Annotated in this window: 18 protein-coding genes, 1 tRNA gene and 1 rRNA gene; 17 read left to right on the plus strand and 3 right to left on the minus strand. The window is 47.4% G+C overall.

The annotated features are described in order from the left end of the window. Positions 1-47 precede the first annotated feature (47 nt). The 17 genes from rrf to ACN084_RS06465 all read left to right on the plus strand — a co-directional run bounded on the left by rrf (position 48) and on the right by ACN084_RS06465 (position 17356). A 5S ribosomal RNA gene (gene rrf / locus ACN084_RS06385) occupies positions 48-164 on the plus strand. A 195-nt stretch (positions 165-359) separates the two neighbouring features. Next, positions 360-1589, plus strand: coding sequence for a hypothetical protein (locus ACN084_RS06390; protein WP_419106271.1), 1230 nt, complete (start codon positions 360-362; stop codon positions 1587-1589). Between the two features lies 1 nt (position 1590). Beyond that, the gene (locus ACN084_RS06395) at positions 1591-2586 is read left to right on the plus strand and encodes an HAD-IIA family hydrolase (RefSeq protein WP_419106272.1); all 996 of its coding nucleotides are present in this window, start codon (positions 1591-1593) and stop codon (positions 2584-2586) included. A 177-nt stretch (positions 2587-2763) separates the two neighbouring features. Further along, positions 2764-3492: a TlyA family RNA methyltransferase gene (locus ACN084_RS06400; protein WP_419106273.1), complete on the plus strand. Its 729-nt coding sequence runs from the start codon at positions 2764-2766 to the stop codon at positions 3490-3492. Positions 3493-3539: 47 nt separating this feature from the next. Further along, positions 3540-4496 (plus strand): NAD kinase, encoded by a 957-nt coding sequence (locus tag ACN084_RS06405; protein WP_419101931.1) that lies wholly within the window; start codon positions 3540-3542, stop codon positions 4494-4496. A gap of 22 nt (positions 4497-4518) precedes the next feature. Further along, entirely contained in the window at positions 4519-6246 is a 1728-nt protein-coding gene (recN, locus tag ACN084_RS06410) for a DNA repair protein RecN (protein WP_419106275.1), read from the plus strand. 29 nt (positions 6247-6275) lie between these two features. Continuing rightward, on the plus strand, positions 6276-7958 hold the full coding sequence (locus ACN084_RS06415) for a CTP synthase (protein ID WP_419101929.1): 1683 nt from the start codon (positions 6276-6278) through the stop codon (positions 7956-7958). Between the two features lie 160 nt (positions 7959-8118). After that, positions 8119-8805: an NUDIX domain-containing protein gene (locus ACN084_RS06420; RefSeq protein WP_419106276.1), complete on the plus strand. Its 687-nt coding sequence runs from the start codon at positions 8119-8121 to the stop codon at positions 8803-8805. 12 nt (positions 8806-8817) lie between these two features. Continuing rightward, positions 8818-9792 carry a site-specific tyrosine recombinase XerD gene (gene xerD / locus ACN084_RS06425; protein ID WP_419106277.1) on the plus strand — a complete coding sequence of 325 codons (975 nt, stop codon included), beginning with the start codon at positions 8818-8820 and terminating at the stop codon, positions 9790-9792. 70 nt (positions 9793-9862) lie between these two features. Beyond that, positions 9863-10729, plus strand: coding sequence for a ParA family protein (locus ACN084_RS06430; protein WP_419101926.1), 867 nt, complete (start codon positions 9863-9865; stop codon positions 10727-10729). A 107-nt stretch (positions 10730-10836) separates the two neighbouring features. After that, positions 10837-11706: a segregation and condensation protein A gene (locus ACN084_RS06435; protein WP_419106278.1), complete on the plus strand. Its 870-nt coding sequence runs from the start codon at positions 10837-10839 to the stop codon at positions 11704-11706. Positions 11707-11708: 2 nt separating this feature from the next. After that, positions 11709-12539 carry an SMC-Scp complex subunit ScpB gene (gene scpB, locus ACN084_RS06440; protein ID WP_419106279.1) on the plus strand — a complete coding sequence of 277 codons (831 nt, stop codon included), beginning with the start codon at positions 11709-11711 and terminating at the stop codon, positions 12537-12539. Between the two features lie 105 nt (positions 12540-12644). Continuing rightward, complete coding sequence (locus ACN084_RS06445) at positions 12645-13625, plus strand: pseudouridine synthase (RefSeq protein WP_419106280.1); 981 nt, start codon at positions 12645-12647, stop codon at positions 13623-13625. A gap of 11 nt (positions 13626-13636) precedes the next feature. Continuing rightward, a complete protein-coding gene (locus ACN084_RS06450) occupies positions 13637-14788 on the plus strand; it encodes a prephenate dehydrogenase (protein ID WP_419106281.1) in 1152 nt (383 codons plus the stop codon). A gap of 20 nt (positions 14789-14808) precedes the next feature. Beyond that, complete coding sequence (cmk, locus tag ACN084_RS06455; protein WP_419101921.1) at positions 14809-15498, plus strand: (d)CMP kinase; 690 nt, start codon at positions 14809-14811, stop codon at positions 15496-15498. Between the two features lie 33 nt (positions 15499-15531). After that, positions 15532-17106: a ribosome biogenesis GTPase Der gene (der, locus tag ACN084_RS06460; protein ID WP_419101920.1), complete on the plus strand. Its 1575-nt coding sequence runs from the start codon at positions 15532-15534 to the stop codon at positions 17104-17106. 173 nt (positions 17107-17279) lie between these two features. Next, positions 17280-17356, plus strand: a tRNA-Pro gene (locus ACN084_RS06465). 64 nt (positions 17357-17420) lie between these two features. On the opposite strand, the gene ACN084_RS06470 is transcribed toward ACN084_RS06465, so the two are convergent. From ACN084_RS06470 to glpK, 3 genes are all read right to left on the minus strand, one after another. Next, positions 17421-17984 (minus strand): methylated-DNA--[protein]-cysteine S-methyltransferase, encoded by a 564-nt coding sequence (locus ACN084_RS06470; RefSeq protein WP_419106282.1) that lies wholly within the window; start codon positions 17982-17984, stop codon positions 17421-17423. A 75-nt stretch (positions 17985-18059) separates the two neighbouring features. Then, the gene (locus ACN084_RS06475; protein WP_419106283.1) at positions 18060-18980 is read right to left on the minus strand and encodes an ornithine cyclodeaminase family protein; all 921 of its coding nucleotides are present in this window, start codon (positions 18978-18980) and stop codon (positions 18060-18062) included. 151 nt (positions 18981-19131) lie between these two features. Next, positions 19132-20688 (minus strand): glycerol kinase GlpK, encoded by a 1557-nt coding sequence (gene glpK, locus ACN084_RS06480; protein ID WP_419106285.1) that lies wholly within the window; start codon positions 20686-20688, stop codon positions 19132-19134. Between the last annotated feature and the right edge of the window lie 9 nt (positions 20689-20697).

The following is a 20697-nucleotide window of genomic DNA, read 5'->3' on the forward strand; positions in this document are numbered from 1 at the left end:
CCACAAGAGTTGTAAAACTTTTGCAGGTATTGATTATTAAATAGGTTTGCGGTGATTATATCGTAGGGGAAACGCCCGGTTCCATCCCGAACCCGGAAGCTAAGACCTACCGAGCCGATGGTACTGCACTGGGGACGGTGTGGGAGAGTAGGTTGTTGCCGCGTTATTATTTGAAGGAGGATTTCTTCCAGGTAAAACTGGTAGAAGTCCTCCTTTTTTATTATCTAAATTAAACATTCATGTAAGAGAAAACGCATCAACATTTTTGATGTGTTGATAGCTCATCCTAAAATACCCCGATAAACTATATATTCAACGCCATAACGTGAATCGTCTTCACAACAATAGAGGAGCATAATTTGTCTGACCACTCCCGCCGTGACACGCACCAGAACAACGACCGTAAAGACCAGGGAAAACGACCTCAACACTCTGACCGTCAGCGTTCTGCTCCTCGTGGAGAATACAAGAAGAATTTTGGCAACCACAAAAAATTTAACGATCGTGGACGTGACGGAGAAAAACGCTATTCAAAAGATACTGAACGTTCTTCTTCAACACATCGACCTTCCCGCGATAATAATCGATCAGAGCGCTCATACCAAGATCGTAACAAAGGCGGACGACGCTATAACAACGAAAATAAACCTCAAGGTGGACATCGCCGTGGAGGAGTAGAACAACGTGAAGAACGATTCGCCCGTAAAGAAGGATACCGTCCGGCACGCCCACACGCACCAGAACTAGACACCGACGTCACTGGTCGTGAACTTGAAGGATACATCCTGAGAGAGCTGCGAGCCCTCGAAAAAGATAACGCTGAAGTTGTTGCAAAACACCTTGTTATGGCGGGACGATACCTTGAACTTGACCCACAATTCGCGTTAGAACACGCCGTTGCTGCTACCCGCCGTGCAGGACGTATCGGAACAGTCCGTGAAGCAGCTGGAGTCGCCGCATATGTTGCTGAAAACTATGACCTATGCCTTCGTGAACTTCGCACGCACCGCCGTATCAGTGGTTCTAACCAACACCTAGCGTTACTAATCGACAGCGAACGTGCATTAGGGCGTATCGATAAAGCACTAGAAATGGCAGAACAATTCCGCTTCGATCAAGACTTACAACCGGCAACTCGTGTCGAAATCGCTCTTGTACTTTCAGGTATCCATCACGATAGAGGCAACCTACAAGAAGCAATCAAAGCACTAGAAATTCCAGAACTTAACAGCAAACGCGGATTTGATTATAGTCCACGCCTCTTTTCAGCCTACGCAAATCTTCTAGAAGAAGCCGGAAAAACCAAAGAAGCAGCACGCTGGAACCGTCTTGCTTTCATGACCGAAGCAGCTTTAGGCCAAGGAAACTTCGTAGAGCCTGAAATTTTTGACATTTTCACCGAAGAAGAACTCCTCGAGCCAGAAGAACCTTCAGTAGATATTAGTGAATTAGAATCCCAAGCTGAAAGCTCAACCTCACAAGAGCCTACCGAAGAAAAGACTATAGAAGAGACTTCCTCAGCATCTGCTGAAGAAGAATCTTCTGCAACGAACGAGGAAAATACCGACAACGCACCCAAAGACGCATAGTATGTTACTTAAAAATCATGATGCCATTCTGAGCGATCTTGACGGTGTCGTCTATGCTGGCCCACATGCAATCGACGGCGCACCTCAAGCGCTTAACCGAGCAGAAGATGAAGGCGTACCTGTCGCATTCGTAACGAATAACGCTTCACGAAGCGTCGAAACCATTGCAGAACACCTACGCTCTCTAGGGGTCAATACCTCAGCAGAACGTATTGTCAGCTCAGCACAAGCTGCAGCAGAACTCTTACGAGAACACCTTAAAACAGGGGCAAAAGTTCTGATTACAGGAACTCAAGACCTTGCAGAATGTGTCGAAGCAGCAGGTTTTAAAGCGGTTTACCACCAGACAGAAAATCCTCAAGCTGTTGTTCAAGGTTTTAACCCAAAAATGGTATGGGAAAACTTAGCAGAAGCAGCCTTTACCCTAGCAGACCCAGAAATTCTGTGGATTGCAACCAACACTGACTGGACTATTCCACAAGCCCGTGGAATGGCCCCCGGAAACGGCACACTAGTACACGCCGTCGCTAAAGCGACTGGCAGAACCCCATATATTGCGGGGAAACCAGAGGCAGCGATCTTCCGAACCGGAGCTCAAAAACTCAAGAGTACTGCACCAGTTGTTGTAGGAGATCGCCTTGATACCGACATTCGTGGCGGTAATAAAGCAGGTATAGCAACAGCTTGTGTCCTGACCGGAGTAGAAAGCTATCAAAGCATTCTACAAGCCCCAACTTTTGACCGCCCAGACTATATTCTCAGCACATTAAATGATTTCTTCATAGAATATCCGAAGATAACTGTTACCTCTGAGGGAGAGAGCTACACTGCCGAAGGTGCAGGATACCACGCCAAAGTTGAAGGCGAAATTCTCACCATAACCGGTGAAGGAGAAGAACCCGATGCCTGGAGAGTCGCATGTGCTGCATGGTGGGCTGCTTACCCTCAAGAAAGTGAAAGTCACCAACCGAAAGAAATTATTCGTGGCAAACGATAACTCACCCAACGGACTTTCCCCAGAAGAAGCGGAAAGATTAGATTCTTCCTACATAGAACACTTTATGCATCAGCTGCAACAGGCTGACACAATAAATACTATGAACCAAAAAACTCAAGAACTTTGGTCTCTGGTTCATGGGCTAGAAGACTATCTTAAAAAGGGTGAGTCCTCCGAGTGAGACTCGATAAAGAACTCGTGAATCGTGCTTTAGCACGTTCACGCACCCTTGCTCAGAAACTCATTAACGATGGTTTTATCTCGGTCAACGGGGTAGTTATCACAAAAAGCTCCTATGACGTACTACCTCAAGACACCATCACAGTGGATGATAACGACCATATACAGTATGTTTCCCGTGCTGGACATAAACTGATGGGCGCACTAAAAATCTTTTCCGAAGTCACAGCAGCTGATAAAAATTGTCTTGACGCTGGAGCTTCCACCGGAGGATTTACAGATGTCTTACTACAACAAGGTGCAGCACACGTTGCTGCTGTTGACGTAGGACATAATCAGCTCGTTTCCACGCTACGAGAAGACCCACGAGTTAGCGTTTACGAGGGCATGAACGTTAGATATCTACGTCCAGAACATATCGGAGGAGTCGTAGATCTTACCGTCTCTGACCTCTCTTTTATCTCCTTAACATTGGTCATGGATGCACTAGCTCAAGCAACTAGAACAGGCGGAGATCTCCTCCTGATGATTAAACCTCAATTTGAAGTAGGCCAACACAACATTGGACGCGGGGGAGTTGTCACCGACCCGATAGCTCATCAAGAAGCCATTAAGAAAGTCTCGTTGAGCGCTCAAGAATGTGGACTTAACATTGCTGGCGTTGAAAAAAGTCCATTACCGGGACAAGACGGAAATCAAGAATTTTTCCTGTGGTGCACTAAATAGTGAAAGCCAACTCAACCTCAACGCAAAAGTACCATAAGATTTATAACGTGAGCACCTCAACAAAAAAGAACTCTTCTTCTCGAAAAATTCTCGTCTTCGCCCATACCGGCCGTGAAGAAGCCCGCAAGGCAGCACGTACTGTCTGCCGTCAACTACATGAATCGGGGCTAGTTCCCGTCCTTGAACGTAGCGACCTCGAATGTCTAGTTGAGGGGTGGCAAAATCCCGTCCCTGTAGCTGTTGCTCGTGAAGCAGTAGCACTCGTTGACGTCGAACTAGGAATTGTGCTTGGTGGCGACGGCTCTATTCTGCGTGCAGCAGAGAAAGTGCGTCATACAGATATTCCACTTGTCGGTGTTAACCTTGGGCACGTCGGATTTCTAGCTGAATCTGAAGAATCAGATCTTCAAGAGACCGTGCAATGCATCGTTGAAAATAACTACACCGTCGAAGAACGCATGGCCATTGACGTAAAAGCATGGCACGGGCATCAAAAACTAGTCGAAACATGGGCCCTGAACGAAGCGAGTGTCGAAAAAGGTAACCGCGCAAAAATGATTGAGGTAGTTATCGAAGTCGACAAACGTCCGTTGAGCACCTTTGGGTGTGACGGGGTTGTTATGGCAACGCCCACGGGGTCAACAGCCTACGCTTTCTCCGGTGGCGGGCCTATCGTCTGGCCAGAAGTAGAAGCCATGCTCATGGTTCCACTATCCGCACACGCCCTTTTTGCTCGTCCTCTTGTCACTGCCCCGACATCTTCCTTAGCTGTTGAACTATTACCCCATAATGGGGTGACTGGCGTACTGTGGTGCGATGGGCGTCGAACCATCGACTTACCTGCTGGTGCAAGAATTGAAGTCTCACGATCAGAAAAATACGTTCGTCTAGCAAGAATACATACAGCACCATTCTCCGAACGTCTTGTCGCAAAATTTGAGCTTCCTATTCGCGGCTGGCGCGGTCCAGAAAACACTACTCAAGACGAAAAAACAGCCTCATAAGGATAAGAGAGACACTAATTCTATGATTGAAGAAATTCATCTGCGTGACGTGGGCGTCATTACGGATGCTCGTTTGCCGCTAGAACCGGGGTTCTCTGTGCTTACTGGTGAAACTGGAGCCGGAAAAACAATGGTTGTCACTGCTCTTGGCATGTTACTTGGTGCACGCAGTGACGCTGGAACGGTACGAAGCGGCGCGAAGAACGCTTTAGCTGAAGCTGTGATGCGCCTACCTAAAAACCATAAAGCTCTTGCTCTAGCAGAAGACGCCGGCGGTAGTTTCGACCATATTGATCAAGAACAATGTGAACTATTACTGGCACGTACTGTCTCTGCCCAAGGACGTTCACGTGCACACGTTGGAGGCTGTTCGGCACCGATTGGAAAATTAGCTGAAATTGGGCAAACACTAGTGGCAGTACACGGACAATCGGATCAGATTCGTTTGAAATCTTCTGCCGAACAACGACGAGCTCTTGACTCCTACGCTGGAGACGAACTAAGCAAGATACAGCAGAACTATCAGCAACATTATGAGCGTTATCGTCATCTTGCAACGGAGCTACGCCACGTTCGTGAAAATACTCGTGAAAGAGCTCTTGAAGCGCAAACATTAGAAAGTGCTTTAGCTGAGATTAACACGATAGAACCCATCCTCGGAGAAGACGAAAAATTATCTCAAGAAAGTCTACGGCTGACGAACATTGAGTCTTTACGTTCTGCCGCGCATACGGCTTTAGGCGCTTTGACCGGATCAGAATATCTTGAAGCTGATAGCGCTAACGTTTTAGCACTATTAGATACAGCCCGTTCTGCTCTAGAGGTGGAATCCTCTTCTGACGAACAATTAGCAACACTCGTTCAACGACTCAATGATGCGCTGATACAGATTACAGATATTGCTGAGGAGCTGTCGTCATACACCTCAAATCTAGACAGTGAAGGGCCGCATCGCTTAGCTCAAGTTCAAGAACGTTTAGCACAGCTTAAAACTCTTACTCGCAAATATGGTTCAGATATTGCTGAAGTACTCCAATGGGCAGAAGAATCTCAAGAACGTCTTGTGTCTTTGAACGACGACCCTCACCGTATTGAAGAGCTTGAAGAGGAACTACAAGACCTTCGAGAACGTCTTCAACAGCAAGCCGAGCAGATGTTGCAGATCAGGCAACGTGCAGCGAAGAAACTTGCTTATGCTGTTTCTGAAGAGTTAAGCGCGTTAGCCATGCCCCATGCCGAACTTGTTGTTGACGTTCAAGAGAATGCAAAATTCACTCCTTCTGGCAAAGACACTATTGAGTTTTTACTCAAGCCACATGAAAAGGCAACGGCTCGTCCCTTAGGAAAAGGTGCTTCTGGAGGTGAACTTTCTCGCGTAATGTTAGCGCTTGAAGTTGTCTTAGCAGAAGTCGATCCCGTCCCTACTTTTATTTTTGACGAGGTAGACTCGGGTGTGGGTGGTAAAGCCGCCGTCGAAATTGGTCGGCGACTAGCGATGCTCGCTCAACATGTTCAGGTTCTGGTGGTCACACATTTGCCTCAAGTTGCCGCTTTTGCCGATCAACATATTCTGGTCATGAAGAACGACGACGCTTCACTCTCTAAAGTCAAAGTGCTTGACGAACAAGAACGTGTCGTAGAGCTGGCTCGTATGCTAGCCGGACATGACGAATCTCTCTCTGCTCAAGAACATGCAAGAGAACTATTGAAAAATGGGAAGAACATCTCACGACCTACTCGCACGCAATAGGTGAGTGGTGTTGGCTCAGAAGAATATCAATGATAAGGTGGAATTCCGTGGCGAATGAAAAAAAGACTTCAGATAACGGCAAAGTAACACATCAGATTTTTGTAACTGGTGGTGTAGCTTCATCCCTCGGTAAAGGACTTTCAGCATCTTCTCTAGGGCGTCTGCTACGCTCTCGCGGTCTATCCGTGACGATGCAAAAGTTTGACCCTTACCTCAACGTAGACCCCGGTACGATGAACCCCTTCCAGCACGGAGAAGTTTTCGTAACAGACGATGGGGCAGAAACAGACCTCGACATCGGTCACTACGAACGTTTCCTTGACGAAAATCTCGACCAGTCTTCCAACGTAACAACCGGACAAGTCTATTCTACTGTTATCGCTAAAGAGCGTCGTGGTGAATACCTTGGCGATACCGTTCAGGTCATCCCTCATATTACCGATGAAATTAAACGTCGTATGAGAGTGCCTGCAACACGTGAAGACGCACCAGATATTATCATTACTGAAATTGGTGGAACTGTCGGTGATATTGAGTCTCAGCCGTTCCTTGAAGCTGCCCGACAAGTCCGCCGAGACGTTGGACGAAATAACGTCTTCTTTCTACACGTGTCTCTAGTGCCTTTTATTGGGCCTTCCGGAGAACTCAAAACTAAACCTACTCAGCATTCAGTTGCTGCGCTTCGTGGTTTGGGCATTATTCCTGATGGGCTCGTCCTTCGATGCGAACGAGAAGTTCCAGAATCTCATAAGAAGAAAATTGGGAACGCTTGCGACGTTGACCCTGCGGCAGTTATTTCTTGCGCTGATGCGCCTAGCATCTATGACATCCCTAAAACTCTTCACAGCCAAGGGCTAGACACATATATCCTCGATTATCTTGGTCTTGACTATCAAGAGGCTGACTTTACCGAATGGAACAAAGTTCTTACCGCTGTACACCAGCCTCAAGCTGAGGTTAATGTTGCCCTCGTCGGAAAATACATTGACCTACCTGACGCGTATCTTTCTGTCTCTGAAGCCTTACGCGCTGGAGGCTTTGCAAACAACGCTAAAGTGAACGTCAAATGGGTAGCGGCTGACCTCTGTGCCACCGACGAAGATGCTGCACACCAGCTACGCGAGATGGACGCCGTTCTTGTCCCTGGTGGATTCGGTATCCGCGGTCTCGACGGTAAAATTGGGGCACTCAAATATGCACGTGAACACCATATTCCAACACTGGGTATCTGCCTAGGTCTACAGTCAATGGTGATTGAATACGCGCGCAATGTGCTAGAAATTCGTGACGCATCGTCAACAGAATTTGACCCTGAAACACCGTCACCACTCATCGCTACAATTAAAGAACAACAACAATTTGTTGAGGGCGCCGGAGACCTTGGCGGAACGATGCGTCTTGGACTGTACCCCGCAACCTTAAACGCTGATTCTGTCGTGGCGAAGACCTATGGTGCTACTGAAGTTTCAGAACGTCACCGCCACCGTTATGAAGTTAACAATGAATATCGTGAACAGCTAGAAAAAGCTGGTCTCGTTATTAGTGGCGTATCTCCTGACGGCAATCTTGTAGAATACGTTGAACTTCCTGAAAACGTACACCCTTATTACGTTGCGACACAGGCGCATCCTGAATACCGTTCTCGCCCAACACGACCACACCCCTTGTTTGTTGGGCTGATTCGGGCAGCGCTCGCACAACGTGCAAAGTAACGAGGGAACGATATACATAGTTCTTGAGCCATAGAAAGTCGGGTGTCAGAGGTCATCTCTGACACCCGACTTTCTCTAGCTGGTATATCTTGGAACCTCACATAACAAGCTTCGGTTGTAGACTGATACATGTTTGAGACAACCTTAGGAAGGCTCCACCATGCAATTCCCATTAGAAGAACTTGCCGACTCTATCGATCCGAGAACCACACATAATAGAACCCTTCTATGTGGCGGGCGTATTTGGGATGTCGTACGAGAGAACGTCTCACTGACAGAAGAGTCAGCACCTTTTGAACGGGATTTTCTCGAACACCCAGGAGCCGTAGCTATTGCGGTGCTGAACGAAGACCAACAGATTCTTTTAATCCGCCAATACCGTCACCCAGTACGTGCCAACCTTTGGGAGATACCTGCTGGATTATTAGATGTGGCAGGAGAAACTCCTCTCGAAGCAGCACAACGAGAACTTGCCGAAGAAACATCTCTATGCGCTAAACAATGGGACACGTTAATGGAATTCTATAATTCTCCAGGAGGAAGTACCGAGGCCTGTCGAGTATTCTTAGCACGGGACATTGCCCCTGTTGATAAAGAACATCAGCACATTCGAGAAGATGAAGAATCTGAGATTATTATGCGATGGGTAAATCTTAAGGACGCAGTTTCTGCTGTATTATCAGGGTACATACATAACCCTAGTGCGACTAACGCGATTCTTGCTACCTATATCGCTCACCAGCAGAATTTTAGTAGCCTTTATTCTGCTCACTCACCATTTGAAGCACATCCTCGGTACAGAACAAAAGATTGTACAGGGCCTATCCGTCCAGCGAAAAACTCATAAGCCGATATCTCTATGACAACAACTTCAACACAAACAGCTTTACAACGTGGCATAGAACAATATCTGCAATTTCTCACTATCGAACGATCCCTGAGTAAAAATACGGTGGAATCATATCGTCGTGATCTTCATCGGTACGAAATATTTTTGGTACAGAATGCAATCATCTCTCCTCGCTCTATCACCTCAAAACACATTCGTGATTTTGTGACTCAACTAGCCACCGGAGTTTACCCAGAACAGAAGCCACTGAGCGTACGGAGCGTAGCAAGAGCTGTCGTTGCGGTGAGAGGAGTCCACCGTTTTTGGTTCAAAGAAGGTACTACCTCAGACGATCCCGCCTCTCATATCCAGCCACCTAAAATAGCGTCAAGACTTCCCAAAGGTATCTCCTATGAAGATGTCAAGGCTCTTTTAGAAAGCCCCGATCAACATTCTGCAACAGGTCTTCGCGACCGTGCCATGTTGGAATTTTTATACTCAACAGGGGCGCGTATTTCTGAAGTCCTGAATCTTGACCTTGATGATATCTCTGTCCAAGAGCCTGCTTCTGAATCTTCTGAACAAAAACACCGTACTGGTATGGTAAGGCTATGGGGCAAAGGCTCTAAAGAAAGAATTGTTCCCCTCGGCTCATATGCTGTGCACGCTCTGGAAGAATATTTGGTGCGTGCACGCCCAATCCTTGCTCAACAAGGTAAAGGAATACCCGCACTATTTTTGAACGCTCGTGGTGGAAGGCTCGGACGTCAGGGTGCATGGCTCATCATCAAAAATGCTGCTGAACGTGCAGGTATTGTGTCAGATATTTCTCCACATACGCTAAGACACTCGTATGCTACGCACCTGTTAGAAGGTGGGGCGGATATTCGTGTTGTCCAAGAACTTTTAGGGCATGCTTCACTGACAACAACCCAGATTTACACTAAAGTTACGGCAGAAACGTTACGCGAAGTCTTCGCGGCAACGCATCCACGAGCTCTTTAACCAGAGATAATTTGACTCTAGGCTGTACTCTAGAGAGAGAACAATTTTCGGTTTCATAAAGGTAATGCATATGAATAAATCTTTTGATGATCATTCACAGACTGGTCCAACGGGTCGTCCTGTACGGATATATCCTGATCCTGCGCCACTGCAGACTCATGGGCCAGCTCGTATTATTTCTATGGTCAACCAAAAAGGTGGAGTCGGTAAAACCACCTCGACTATTAACCTCGGTGCTGCTCTTGCCGAATGCGGACGACGCGTTCTACTCGTTGATTTTGATCCGCAAGGTGCGTTATCCGCTGGGTTTGGTGCCAACCCACACGAACTGGACCTGACAGTATATAACGTTATGATGGACCGTAACGTTGATATTCGTGAGGTTATTCAAAGTACTAACGTCGAAAATATTGACTTACTTCCTGCAAATATTGACCTTTCGGCTGCAGAAGTTCAGCTCGTCAACGAGGTTGCTCGTGAACAGGTTCTAAGTAGCGCTCTACGTAAAGTTGCTCATGAATATGATGTGATTTTGATTGACTGCCAGCCTTCTTTAGGACTGCTGACAGTCAATGCGTTGACAGCTAGCGACGGTGTCATCATTCCACTTATTTGTGAGTTTTTCGCTCTACGTGCGGTTGCACTATTGGTGGATTCGATTGAGAAAGTTCAAGAACGTCTCAACCCTAAACTTCAAATTGATGGGGTTCTTGCCACGATGTTTGATTCTCGCACTTTACATTCTAAGGAAGTTCTAGCTCGTATCATTGACGCTTTTGGAGATAAAGTTTTCGATACCGTCATCAAACGAACCGTGAAATTCCCCGATGCAAGTGTCTCTGCAGAACCTATTTTGTCGTATGCCACAACTCATCCTGGCGCAGAAGCATACCGCCAATTAGCACGTGAACTCATTAGCCGTGGTGGTGCCGCTTAAACGTGGGCAAAGCTACCTGCTAAGACCCTTGCACTTTTCTTCTGTCCTAGGGCAGAATCGTGATAAGGGAATGACCTATATCTTTTTCAGAAGGACCTGCTACATCTATGACAACAGAGCCGGTCGCTGCCGTGATGGCACCGACACCCCATACCTCAGACGAGAGAACACCAACGCCTTTTAAGCTCACACTAGAGAACTTTGAAGGCCCTTTTGACCTTTTACTCTCTTTGATTACTCGCCGTAAACTCGACATCACAGATATTGCCTTATCTGAAGTAACCGATGAGTTTATCGAATATATTTCGGCTCTCTACCAACAACATCATCGTCAAGCGCTAGATACTGCCAGCGATTTTTTGGTTACCGCAGCAACACTTCTAGAACTTAAAGCTGCCCGATTATTACCGCAAGAGAGTACCTCTGAAAATAACTATGATGCAGCATTACTAGAAGCTCGAGACTTACTCTTTGCACGGCTTTTACAATATCGTGCCTATCGAGAAGTCTCAGAATACCTGAACGCTCGATACGAACAAGAATCACAACGTTTCACACGAGAAGTCGCTCTTGAACCTCACCTTGCAAAAGTTCTTCCCGAACTCGTTTTTAACACGGGAGCTGAAGAATTTGCACGTATCGCCGCCCAAGCACTACAGCTTAAAAAACGAGAAACTACTGGCATACCAGAGCCAACGGTCAATACCGAACATCTGCAAGAACCGCTCACCACTATCGCCACAGAAGAACAACATGTTCAAGAACTTCTACAAGACAGAGAAGAAGCATCCCTCCTTGAACTTCTTCAAGATGCCGGCGTATATGAAATAGCCATTGTTCGTTTTCTCGCTCTTCTTGGGTTATATCAGCAAGGTGCCATTACCTTACACCAAGAAAAGCCTTTAGGAACAATTCGTGTGATAGCTCAACAGCTCCACGAAGGTACAACACACAAACTAGTAGAGCAGGAGCAGTGACGATGTCTGAACGCTCAGAAGAATACGATTACACTGCAGAAGACCTTGCACTTCTGACTTCTGGAGCATGGAGCCCAGATACAGAAGATCACGACCACAACAACGCAGAACAATGCTCTTTCGACAATGCAGATAAGAGCGTTCAAGCTCCTGAGAACCCTTGGGAAGAGCCAGAAAAAGCTGAAGAATACGCAGCACAAAAAACTCGACAGAAACCCGTAGTCCTTCTTAACGATGAGGATATCCCCAGCGTTGAACTTCAACCAGGAGGAGCAAAAGCAGCTATTGAAGCGATACTTTTAATCGCGCACAAGCCGGTACGAACCCGAGAACTGTCAGAAGCTCTGCTCCTCCCTGAAGATGTGATAGAGAGCGCTTTAGACCAGCTATATCGAGAATATAATGGTTATGTAGAACAAGATACCGTGCATGAACCTCGTGGACTAGAACTTAGACGTGTAGCAGGGGGATGGCGCATCTATTCACGTTCAGACTTTAGTCCTTGGGTAGGGCGATTCATCGGGTCAAAAGCAAATTCAAAATTGCCAAAAGCCGTGATGGAAACACTCGCAATTATTGCGTATCAACAGCCCGTAACACGAGCATATATTGCCGGCGTCCGAGGAACTAACGCTGACTCTGCGGTACGAACTCTTCTTCAACGAGAACTCATCGTAGAAACCACACCAGAACCCCAAACTCGAGCGCAACAATATATCACTACAGAACTTTTTCTGGAAAAAATCGGTTTAGATTCTTTAGACGAATTACCGCCGTTAGCCCCCTATCTACCCGATGAAAACGACCTAGAAATAGCAACAGAAAACTTTTAAAGAGTAGAAGAAAACAGCGCTATACGGCGTTGAAACACTCTTCACCTCACAATCCAATAACTCAACACACAACGTGCTACTACAGCACGAACAGGAGAAAAACACATGAGTGCACAGAAACCATCCGGTCGTTCACAGAACCGAACCGGAGCTAAAAATAATCGCGGAACAACTCACCGTAAAGGCGGTATTCCCAAAGGCGGTAAAGGTAATGGCGGAAAACGATTCCGTTCTGGAAAACCTTTCGCACAAGAACGTGGAGAATACAGGCCACAACGTAACAACTCTAATTACGCTGGGCCACACCGCCCCCGCCGTCCTCGTGCAGAACCAGTAGACCATTACGATTTCTACGAACAAGACGGTGTACGACTACAAAAAGTGATGGCTCAAGCCGGTGTCGCAAGCCGACGAGTCTGCGAACAGATGATTACCGAAGGCCGAGTGACCGTCAACGACGAACTCGTCACCGAATTAGGGGTACGCGTCAACCCCGAAGAAGTCAGCATCCGTGTTGATGGAATCACCATTCAAACCGACGAACGTAAAATCTATATGGCGTTAAATAAACCGGCAGGTGTTGTCTCTACTATGGAAGACCCCGACGGGCGCCCCTGCATTAACGACTTCTTACGTTCTTCTATGAGCCAACGTGTCTTCCACGTCGGCCGCCTCGACGTAGAAACTGAAGGGCTGCTACTTCTCACCAACGACGGCGAACTCACCAACCGCCTGACACACCCCAGCTACGAGATTCCTAAAACATACCTAGTTCAAGTTCACGGGCCTGTAGAAGCTGGCGTAGGTGCACAGATGAAGAAAGGCATCCGCCTTGAAGATGGTGTCTCCCGAGTAGATAGCTTCAAACTCGTAGACTCTACTCCCGGGCACGTACTCATTGAGGTAACTATCCACTCCGGTAAGAACCGTATTGTACGACGTCTCTTTGACGCAGCCGGATACCCCGTAGAAAAGCTCGTTCGTGTACAAATGGGGCCAGTTCGTATCGGATCTCAAAAACAAGGAACTATTCGCAATCTATCTAAAGTGGAAATTGGGCAGCTCCTTGCTTCTGTAGGCTTATAAAAGAGAAATATATGATGAGTCATTCACCTCAGGCAGAGACGCACTCGCTCCCACCGGTTCTTATTGTTGGAACCGGACTCTTGGGTGCCTCCGTAGGGCTCTGTCTTCGTAGCCAAGGACGAGACGTCTACCTCGTAGACGTCTCTCCTACGGTGGAAGCTATTGCTGAAGATATTGGTGCCGGAATATCTGTTCATAAACGTGCTCAAGAGCGCGGTCTTAAAAATATGCCACTTCCACAACTGATACCTGAGGCGCCGTATCTTGTGGTTGTAGCTGCTCCGCCAGATGTTGTAGCGCAAATCGTCATAGAACAATTACAGTGGTGGCCTCATGCAACGGTAGTAGACCTGGCCTCAGTGAAAGCACCCATCGCCGAAACCGTGATTGCTTCTTCGTCAGAAGCACACCGTTATGTGGGTGCACACCCTATGGCTGGACGAGAACGATCAGGGCCTGTTGCTGCTCGCGCAGAACTATTTACGTCACGTCCATTTGTTGTGTGTCCGCATCATAGTTCCTGCGAAGAATCCATCAAAATTGCTCATCATCTAGGCATGGAACTTGGTTCTCTTGTGACCATCATGGATGCTCAAGAACATGACCGTTCTGTTGCCCGTATTTCACATGTGCCGCAGGTGATGAGCTCTCTGCTCGCTTCCCGTTTGCAAGAAACTCCTTTACACGCATTATCGTTAGCGGGGCAGGGGTTACGAGACACTGTTCGTATTGCAGGCTCTGAACCAACCTTATGGACCCAGATTTTGTCGGCTAATGCTGAGCACGTTCGAGAGACGCTGCTTGAGATTCGACAGGAACTAGATCGTATTATCTGTAGTCTTGAAAACCCACAAGGGCAGGGCGCTCGCTTGAGTATCGCGCAGATGATGCGTGATGGTAATGCTGGTGTGGCGCGTATTCCTGGAAAACATGGAGGTGCGCCTTCTGCCTTCTCCCAGATTGTAGTATTGGTTGAAGACACCCCGGGGACTCTTGCTCAACTCTTGCAGGAAATTGGTCAGTTAGGGGTGAACCTTGAGGACTTACGTCTTGAGCATTCTCCGGGGCAGCCGGTCGGTATGGTGGAGCTTTCGGTAAATCCTCATGAGCATGAGAAATTAATTGAAGATTTGACGAACGCCGGCTGGAAGGTTGTTCGATAAAGATGAAAGAAGACAAGACGATGAAAGAACTTGTAATCGCGATTGATGGGCCTTCTGGTTCTGGAAAATCATCGGTATCTGAGCAGATTGCACGCCACTATCAGCTGGCATACCTCGATACTGGCGCCATGTACCGTGCCTTGACATGGTACTGTCTAGAAGAGCACGTTGACCTCAACGATACATCAGCAGTGATTGAAGCTGCGCAGCGTTTTCCCTTAGAACAAAGCACCACTGTCGATGAAAAATTCTTGCGGGTCGGCGGTACAGATGTTTCTGCGCAGATTCGTTCTCCACGTATTTCAGAGTCTGTTTCTGCTATTGCTTCTGTGCCTGAGGTCCGTTCTTTGTTGGTTGCCCAACAGCGTCAAATGATTGAAGACTGTGCACGGCGTATTGTTGTTGAAGGTCGAGACATCACCACAGTTGTCGCCCCAGATGCTCATGCGCGTGTGCTGTTAACGGCGTCTGAAGAGGTTCGAATGGCTCGTCGTGGTATTCAGCTTGGTGGAACACAAAATCAGCAGCAGCTACAGAAACAGGTTGCTGAACGTGACGCTAAAGATTCCCGAGTCAATAATTTTATGGAAGCTGCTGAGGGCGTAACTTTGGTTGATTCATCTGAATTAGATTTTGAACAGACGATTCTTGCTGTGCGTGAAGCTATCGAAGACCAAATTCACTCCGATAGTGCATTAGACTTGAACTAAATAGATTATACGAGCGAAGAGAAAAGAATTTTTATGGTAGAGAATACGACGCCAGAGCGCGATGAGTATGAGAAGAAATATTTAGGTGACGGTAACGATAACGTTTCAGAGCGTTTAGCGCAGATCGATGACGAAACCGCTGAACAACGAGCTGAGGCCTTGCGTGCAGGTCTTGAAGACTATGCTCTAGAAGAGGAAGACCGCCAGCTACTTGGTGCATGGGGCTTCGATATTAACGAAGATGAAAGTGAAGAAGCTGACCCCGTTGTCGCTATCGTTGGACGCCCAAACGTCGGTAAATCCACTATTATCAACCGTATTTTGGGTCGTCGTGAAGCCGTTGTTGAAGACAAACCTGGTGTGACGCGTGACCGTGTTTCTTATAAAGCAGAGTGGAACGGAAAAGACTTCACTCTCGTTGATACCGGCGGTTGGGAAGCTGACGCTAAGGGCATTGATGCGCAGGTGGCTGCTCAAGCAGAGATTGCTGTAGCGCACGCTGATGTTGTGTTGTTAGTGGTGGACGCAATGGTTGGTATTTCTGCAACCGACGAAGCGATTGTTCGTATGTTGCGTCGTATTAATAAGCCTCTTTTGCTGATCGCTAACAAGGTAGACGCTGAACATCAAGAAGCTGAAATTCATAGCTTGTGGTCTTTGGGTATGGGCCAGCCCTATCCTGTGTCGGGTCTGCACGGCCGTGGGCTTGCTGACCTTCTTGACGCCTTATACGAAGTGATGCCGGAGCATTCTCAATATGCTGAGCCAGAGGCTTTAGGTGGTCCTCGTCGTGTGGCTCTGGTGGGTCGCCCCAACGTGGGTAAGTCCTCGTTACTAAACAAGCTCGCCGGTGAAGAACGTGCCGTAGTTAATGATCTTGCAGGTACGACACGTGACCCTGTGGATGAGATCGTTGAGCTAGGGGGGCGTCCTTGGCGTTTTGTGGATACGGCAGGTATTCGTCGTCGTGTGCATATGGCAAAAGGCGCAGATTTCTATGCTTCTCTAAGAACCCAAACTGCTATTGAACGTTCTGAAGTATGTGTTGTTCTTCTCGATGTTTCAGAGACCATCTCTGAACAGGACATTCGGATTATTCAGCAGGTTGTTGATTCGGGGCGTGCTCTAGTGCTGGCCTTTAATAAGTGGGACACTCTTGATGAAGAGCGTCGAGATCAGCTAGAACGAGAAATTGACCGTGACCTTGCGCATGTTGCGTGGGCTCCTCGTGTAAATATCTCTGCGCGTACTGGCTGGCATAAAGATAAGCTTGTACCAGCTTTGGAAACTGCTCTTGAATCATGGGATTCTCGTATTCCTACAGGACGTCTTAACGCTTTCTTGGGCGAGATTGTTGCTGCGCATCCGCATCCTTTACGTGGCGGTAAGCAGCCTCGTATTCTCTTTGGTACGCAAGTGTCTTCTCGTCCTCCAAAGTTTGTTCTCTTTACGACAGGTTTCTTGGATCCTGGATACCGTCGTTTTATTATGCGTCGTTTGCGTGAGACTTTCGAATACACAGGTACTCCACTTGAAATTTCGATGCGTGTACGTGAACGTCGTCAGCTTGATAAGAAACGTCAGTCCTCTAAAGGCTCTCGACGCTAAATAGTATTTGTGGTGTGTGTTGTGCGTTGACGACACGGTTGCGACGTGCAGCGCACCTCCATAAGTGTGAGCTAAGACTCTCAAGTTTTTAGGTTGTGAGTTTGTCTTCGCTCTTGTCGGTGCTGTATAGTTGTCTAGGTGCTAGAAACCTTCAGGTTTTCTATACAGCATTTCGGGTTGTGGCGCAGCTTGGTAGCGCACTTGACTGGGGGTCAAGGGGTCGCAGGTTCAAATCCTGTCAACCCGACCAACAAAGCCGTGATAAAAACTTATTGTTTTTATCACGGCTTTATTTTTATACGATATCTAATGTCTTAGAAAAGACGATCACCTGCTAGATTCTGGGGCCGTTCTAACTCTAATAACCACTGTTTTGCAGAAAGACCTCCTGCATAACCGGTTATTTTTCCTCCCGCCCCAAGAACCCTATGACAAGGAATAAAAATAATACAAGGGTTTCGGCCTACCGCTTGGCCTACGGCCTGAGCAGGAGCACCAGGACCAACAACACGGCTAATAGCACCGTACGTATCTGTATACCCGTAACGGATGTCTGAGACGAGATTCCACACTGCTAGTTGAAAATCTGTTCCTTCAGGGCGAAGAGGAATCTCAAAGACAGTACGTTGACCTCGAAAATATTCTTCTAACTCTTGTACAGCCTGAGAAAGAACACTATTCTCATGAGCTTCAACGAACTTTCCCAGACGCTCTTTTTCAGGAAAATGCTTTTGCTTCTCTAACCACGCACCAACAAGAGCGCCCTCTTCAACGCAAAGAAAAATAGTCCCAATCTTCGTAGCACAAGTGGTATAGACACGTGAGAGAACATCATTACCGGCTGCTTCTTCAATCACGTTGGAAACAGACTCAGTCATAATAAAAACCTTCCGCACCACATAATGATGACAAGTAGAGAAGACACATAACAATATCTCTAGGATAGCGTTATCTTAAGACTGCACTGAACGTACGATTGCTTCTGCTAATGTTAAATCTTCCCAACCCATACCTGATGTTTTAAAAACAATAGGGCGTTCAGACCTTACTTTAAGATCTCCTGAAACAATCTTACACAGAGGATACAACTTGTCTTCTGCCAAGACACCGTCTTCAATTGCGCAGATAACATCACCGCATTCGCGAAGAGCAGTTGCTATATCTTCAACAATCACTTCAGCAACTTCCATCACTGAAGAACTCACTTCTCGTGCCTGCGGAGTATGAGAACCCACCGCAACAATAACAGCGTGAGGGCTAATATCTTCTACCTCAAAAAGGGGAGTGGATGAAGTCGTGGTACAAAGAATGAGTTCTGCCTGTTTGAGGACATCAGCAGCATCCTGAGAATCAGCCTGAACCCACTGTGTTATATCTTCTGGCTGGGTACGGCTAATAAAAGTATGCTCTACTGGACGTATTGCCTCGAGCGTATTTTCGAGGGTCTTAAGGTGGGCGCGTCCTTGTGCACCACAGCCAAAAATGACGGTTTTTAGTGGTTCTGAAGAACCAGAAATATAAGGGTAAACACCGGCAATAGAAACCGCTGACGTGCGGATATCAGTTAGTGCCACGCCATCAAGAACATGTGTTGGTGCAAGGGTCTGCGCATTGAATAGAAGATAAGACCCTTGAATCAACGGCACATCAGGACGTACCGAGGTATCTGCGCAGCTGAGGATTTTCATTCCGAAACTATCACGAGTATAAGAAGGCATCATGAGCAGCTGAGCGTAGGGCATATCCATTTTCTGACGAGGATAATCACAACTTGGATCATAACCATTTTTTAAAGTTTCTCGGAGCGCATGTACTGCTTGTGCAGGAGAGAAATGTTCGAGGATATTTTGATACGAAAGATAAGTAATGCTCATCTTCTCACCCTCTCAAAAACTGGTATAAAAATCTGCTATTAAGCCTAACGCTGAGCCATAAGCGTCATAAATACTCCCATGGAGTACATACAACACCTATGACTCAGCGTTAGTGAAAGTCAGCTATCGAAGAGTGAAAACGACAATAGCTTTAGTCTTGGTCTACATCCTCATCGACCCAGTCGAGAGTCTTTGCTACAGCCTTCTTCCAAAGACGGTATTGACGTTCAACTTCGTCAGTTGGCATTTGCGGAGTCCAACGCTGGTCCTCAGCCCAGTTTGCGGTGACATCTTCTTCACCACTCCAGAAACCAACTGCGATACCTGCAGCATAAGCAGCACCCAATGCGGTAGTTTCGATGACTTTTGGACGGATCACAGGTACGCCCAAGATATCTGCCTGGAATTGCATGAGGAATTCGTTTGCCGTCATGCCGCCATCAACACGTAGCTCAGAAAGATCAACGTTAGTTCCTGCAGCTTGCGCATCAGCATTCATTGCGTCGAGAACCTCACGAGTCTGCCAAGCAGTAGATTCAAGAGCAGCACGAACAATATGTGCACGGTTAACATAACGGGTCAGACCCACGATAACGCCACGTGCGTCTGGTCGCCAATGTGGTGCAAAGAGACCAGAGAAAGCGGGGACAACATAGCATCCGCCAGAATCTTCAACGCTTGTCGCAAGAGCTTCTGAATCTGCCGCATTATCAATCATCTTCAGGTTATCGCGAAGCCATTGAATCAGTGAACCAGAAACAGCGACGGAGCCTTCCAATGCGTAGACAGGTGCTTGATCGCCAATCTTATACGCAACAGTTGTGAGCAACCCATTCTCAGAGATGACGGGCTCCTCGCCGGTGTTCATCAACATGAAGTTACCGGTTCCGTAAGTATTCTTTGCCATGCCCTTTTCAAAGCAAGCTTGACCGAAAGTTGCTGCCTGCTGGTCACCGAGAATACCCGCGATAGGGGTGCCGTTGAGAAGTCCTTGAGAACGTCCGTATCCGTAAACTTCGGATGAGGACTTAATCTCAGGGAGCATAGACATCGGGATTCCCATATCTGCTGCAATGTTTTCGTCCCATTCGAGGGTACGGATATTCATCAGCAGGGTGCGGGACGCATTGGTAACGTCTGTGATGTGAACGCCGCCATCAACACCACCGGTCAAATTCCATAGAACCCAGGTGTCAGTATTGCCAAAGAGCAAATCGCCTGCTTCTGCTTTTTCGCGTGCGCCTTCGACGTTATCAAGAATCCATTTGACCTTAGGGCCGGAGAAGTATGTTGCCAAGTTAAGACCAACAATATCGTGGTACTTACCGGGGCCTGCCTCACCACCTAGCTCATCACAAATTTTTTGGGTGCGGGTATCCTGCCACACAATAGCGTTATATACAGGTTTACCTGTGGTCTTATCCCAGACAACAGCAGTTTCGCGCTGGTTAGTGATACCTACCGCTGCAATTTCGTGGTGGTTGACCTCAGCTTTGGTCATACACTGGCCTACTGCCTGGCGGACATTTTCCCAGATTTCCATGGGATCGTGTTCTACCCACCCAGCCTTTGGGAAAATCTGTTCGTGCTCCAGCTGGCCGATGGACTTGATTTCGCCACTCTTGTTGAAAAGAATCGCGCGAGAGCTGGTTGTTCCCTGGTCGATGGAAAGAATGTACTTCTTACGCTCGGGGAGAGTAGTAGTCATAATGTCACT

The organism is Rothia sp. P7208, from assembly GCF_048512915.1.
Lineage (GTDB): Bacteria > Actinomycetota > Actinomycetes > Actinomycetales > Micrococcaceae > Rothia.

What these genes read in the sequence shown, in the direction of transcription:
- cmk (WP_419101921.1), top strand. Translation starts at nt 14,809, where the DNA reads ATGAAAGAACTTGTAATCGCGATTGATGGGCCTTCTGGTTCTGGAAAA.
- ACN084_RS06415 (WP_419101929.1), top strand. Translation starts at nt 6,276, where the DNA reads ATGATAAGGTGGAATTCCGTGGCGAATGAAAAAAAGACTTCAGATAAC.
- ACN084_RS06420 (WP_419106276.1), top strand. Translation starts at nt 8,119, where the DNA reads ATGCAATTCCCATTAGAAGAACTTGCCGACTCTATCGATCCGAGAACC.
- recN (WP_419106275.1), top strand. Translation starts at nt 4,519, where the DNA reads ATGATTGAAGAAATTCATCTGCGTGACGTGGGCGTCATTACGGATGCT.
- der (WP_419101920.1), top strand. Translation starts at nt 15,532, where the DNA reads ATGGTAGAGAATACGACGCCAGAGCGCGATGAGTATGAGAAGAAATAT.
- ACN084_RS06445 (WP_419106280.1), top strand. Translation starts at nt 12,645, where the DNA reads ATGAGTGCACAGAAACCATCCGGTCGTTCACAGAACCGAACCGGAGCT.
- ACN084_RS06475 (WP_419106283.1), bottom strand. Translation starts at nt 18,980, where the DNA reads ATGAGCATTACTTATCTTTCGTATCAAAATATCCTCGAACATTTCTCT.
- scpB (WP_419106279.1), top strand. Translation starts at nt 11,709, where the DNA reads ATGTCTGAACGCTCAGAAGAATACGATTACACTGCAGAAGACCTTGCA.
- ACN084_RS06470 (WP_419106282.1), bottom strand. Translation starts at nt 17,984, where the DNA reads ATGACTGAGTCTGTTTCCAACGTGATTGAAGAAGCAGCCGGTAATGAT.
- glpK (WP_419106285.1), bottom strand. Translation starts at nt 20,688, where the DNA reads ATGACTACTACTCTCCCCGAGCGTAAGAAGTACATTCTTTCCATCGAC.
- ACN084_RS06435 (WP_419106278.1), top strand. Translation starts at nt 10,837, where the DNA reads ATGACAACAGAGCCGGTCGCTGCCGTGATGGCACCGACACCCCATACC.
- ACN084_RS06450 (WP_419106281.1), top strand. Translation starts at nt 13,637, where the DNA reads ATGATGAGTCATTCACCTCAGGCAGAGACGCACTCGCTCCCACCGGTT.
- ACN084_RS06395 (WP_419106272.1), top strand. Translation starts at nt 1,591, where the DNA reads ATGTTACTTAAAAATCATGATGCCATTCTGAGCGATCTTGACGGTGTC.
- xerD (WP_419106277.1), top strand. Translation starts at nt 8,818, where the DNA reads ATGACAACAACTTCAACACAAACAGCTTTACAACGTGGCATAGAACAA.
- ACN084_RS06430 (WP_419101926.1), top strand. Translation starts at nt 9,863, where the DNA reads ATGAATAAATCTTTTGATGATCATTCACAGACTGGTCCAACGGGTCGT.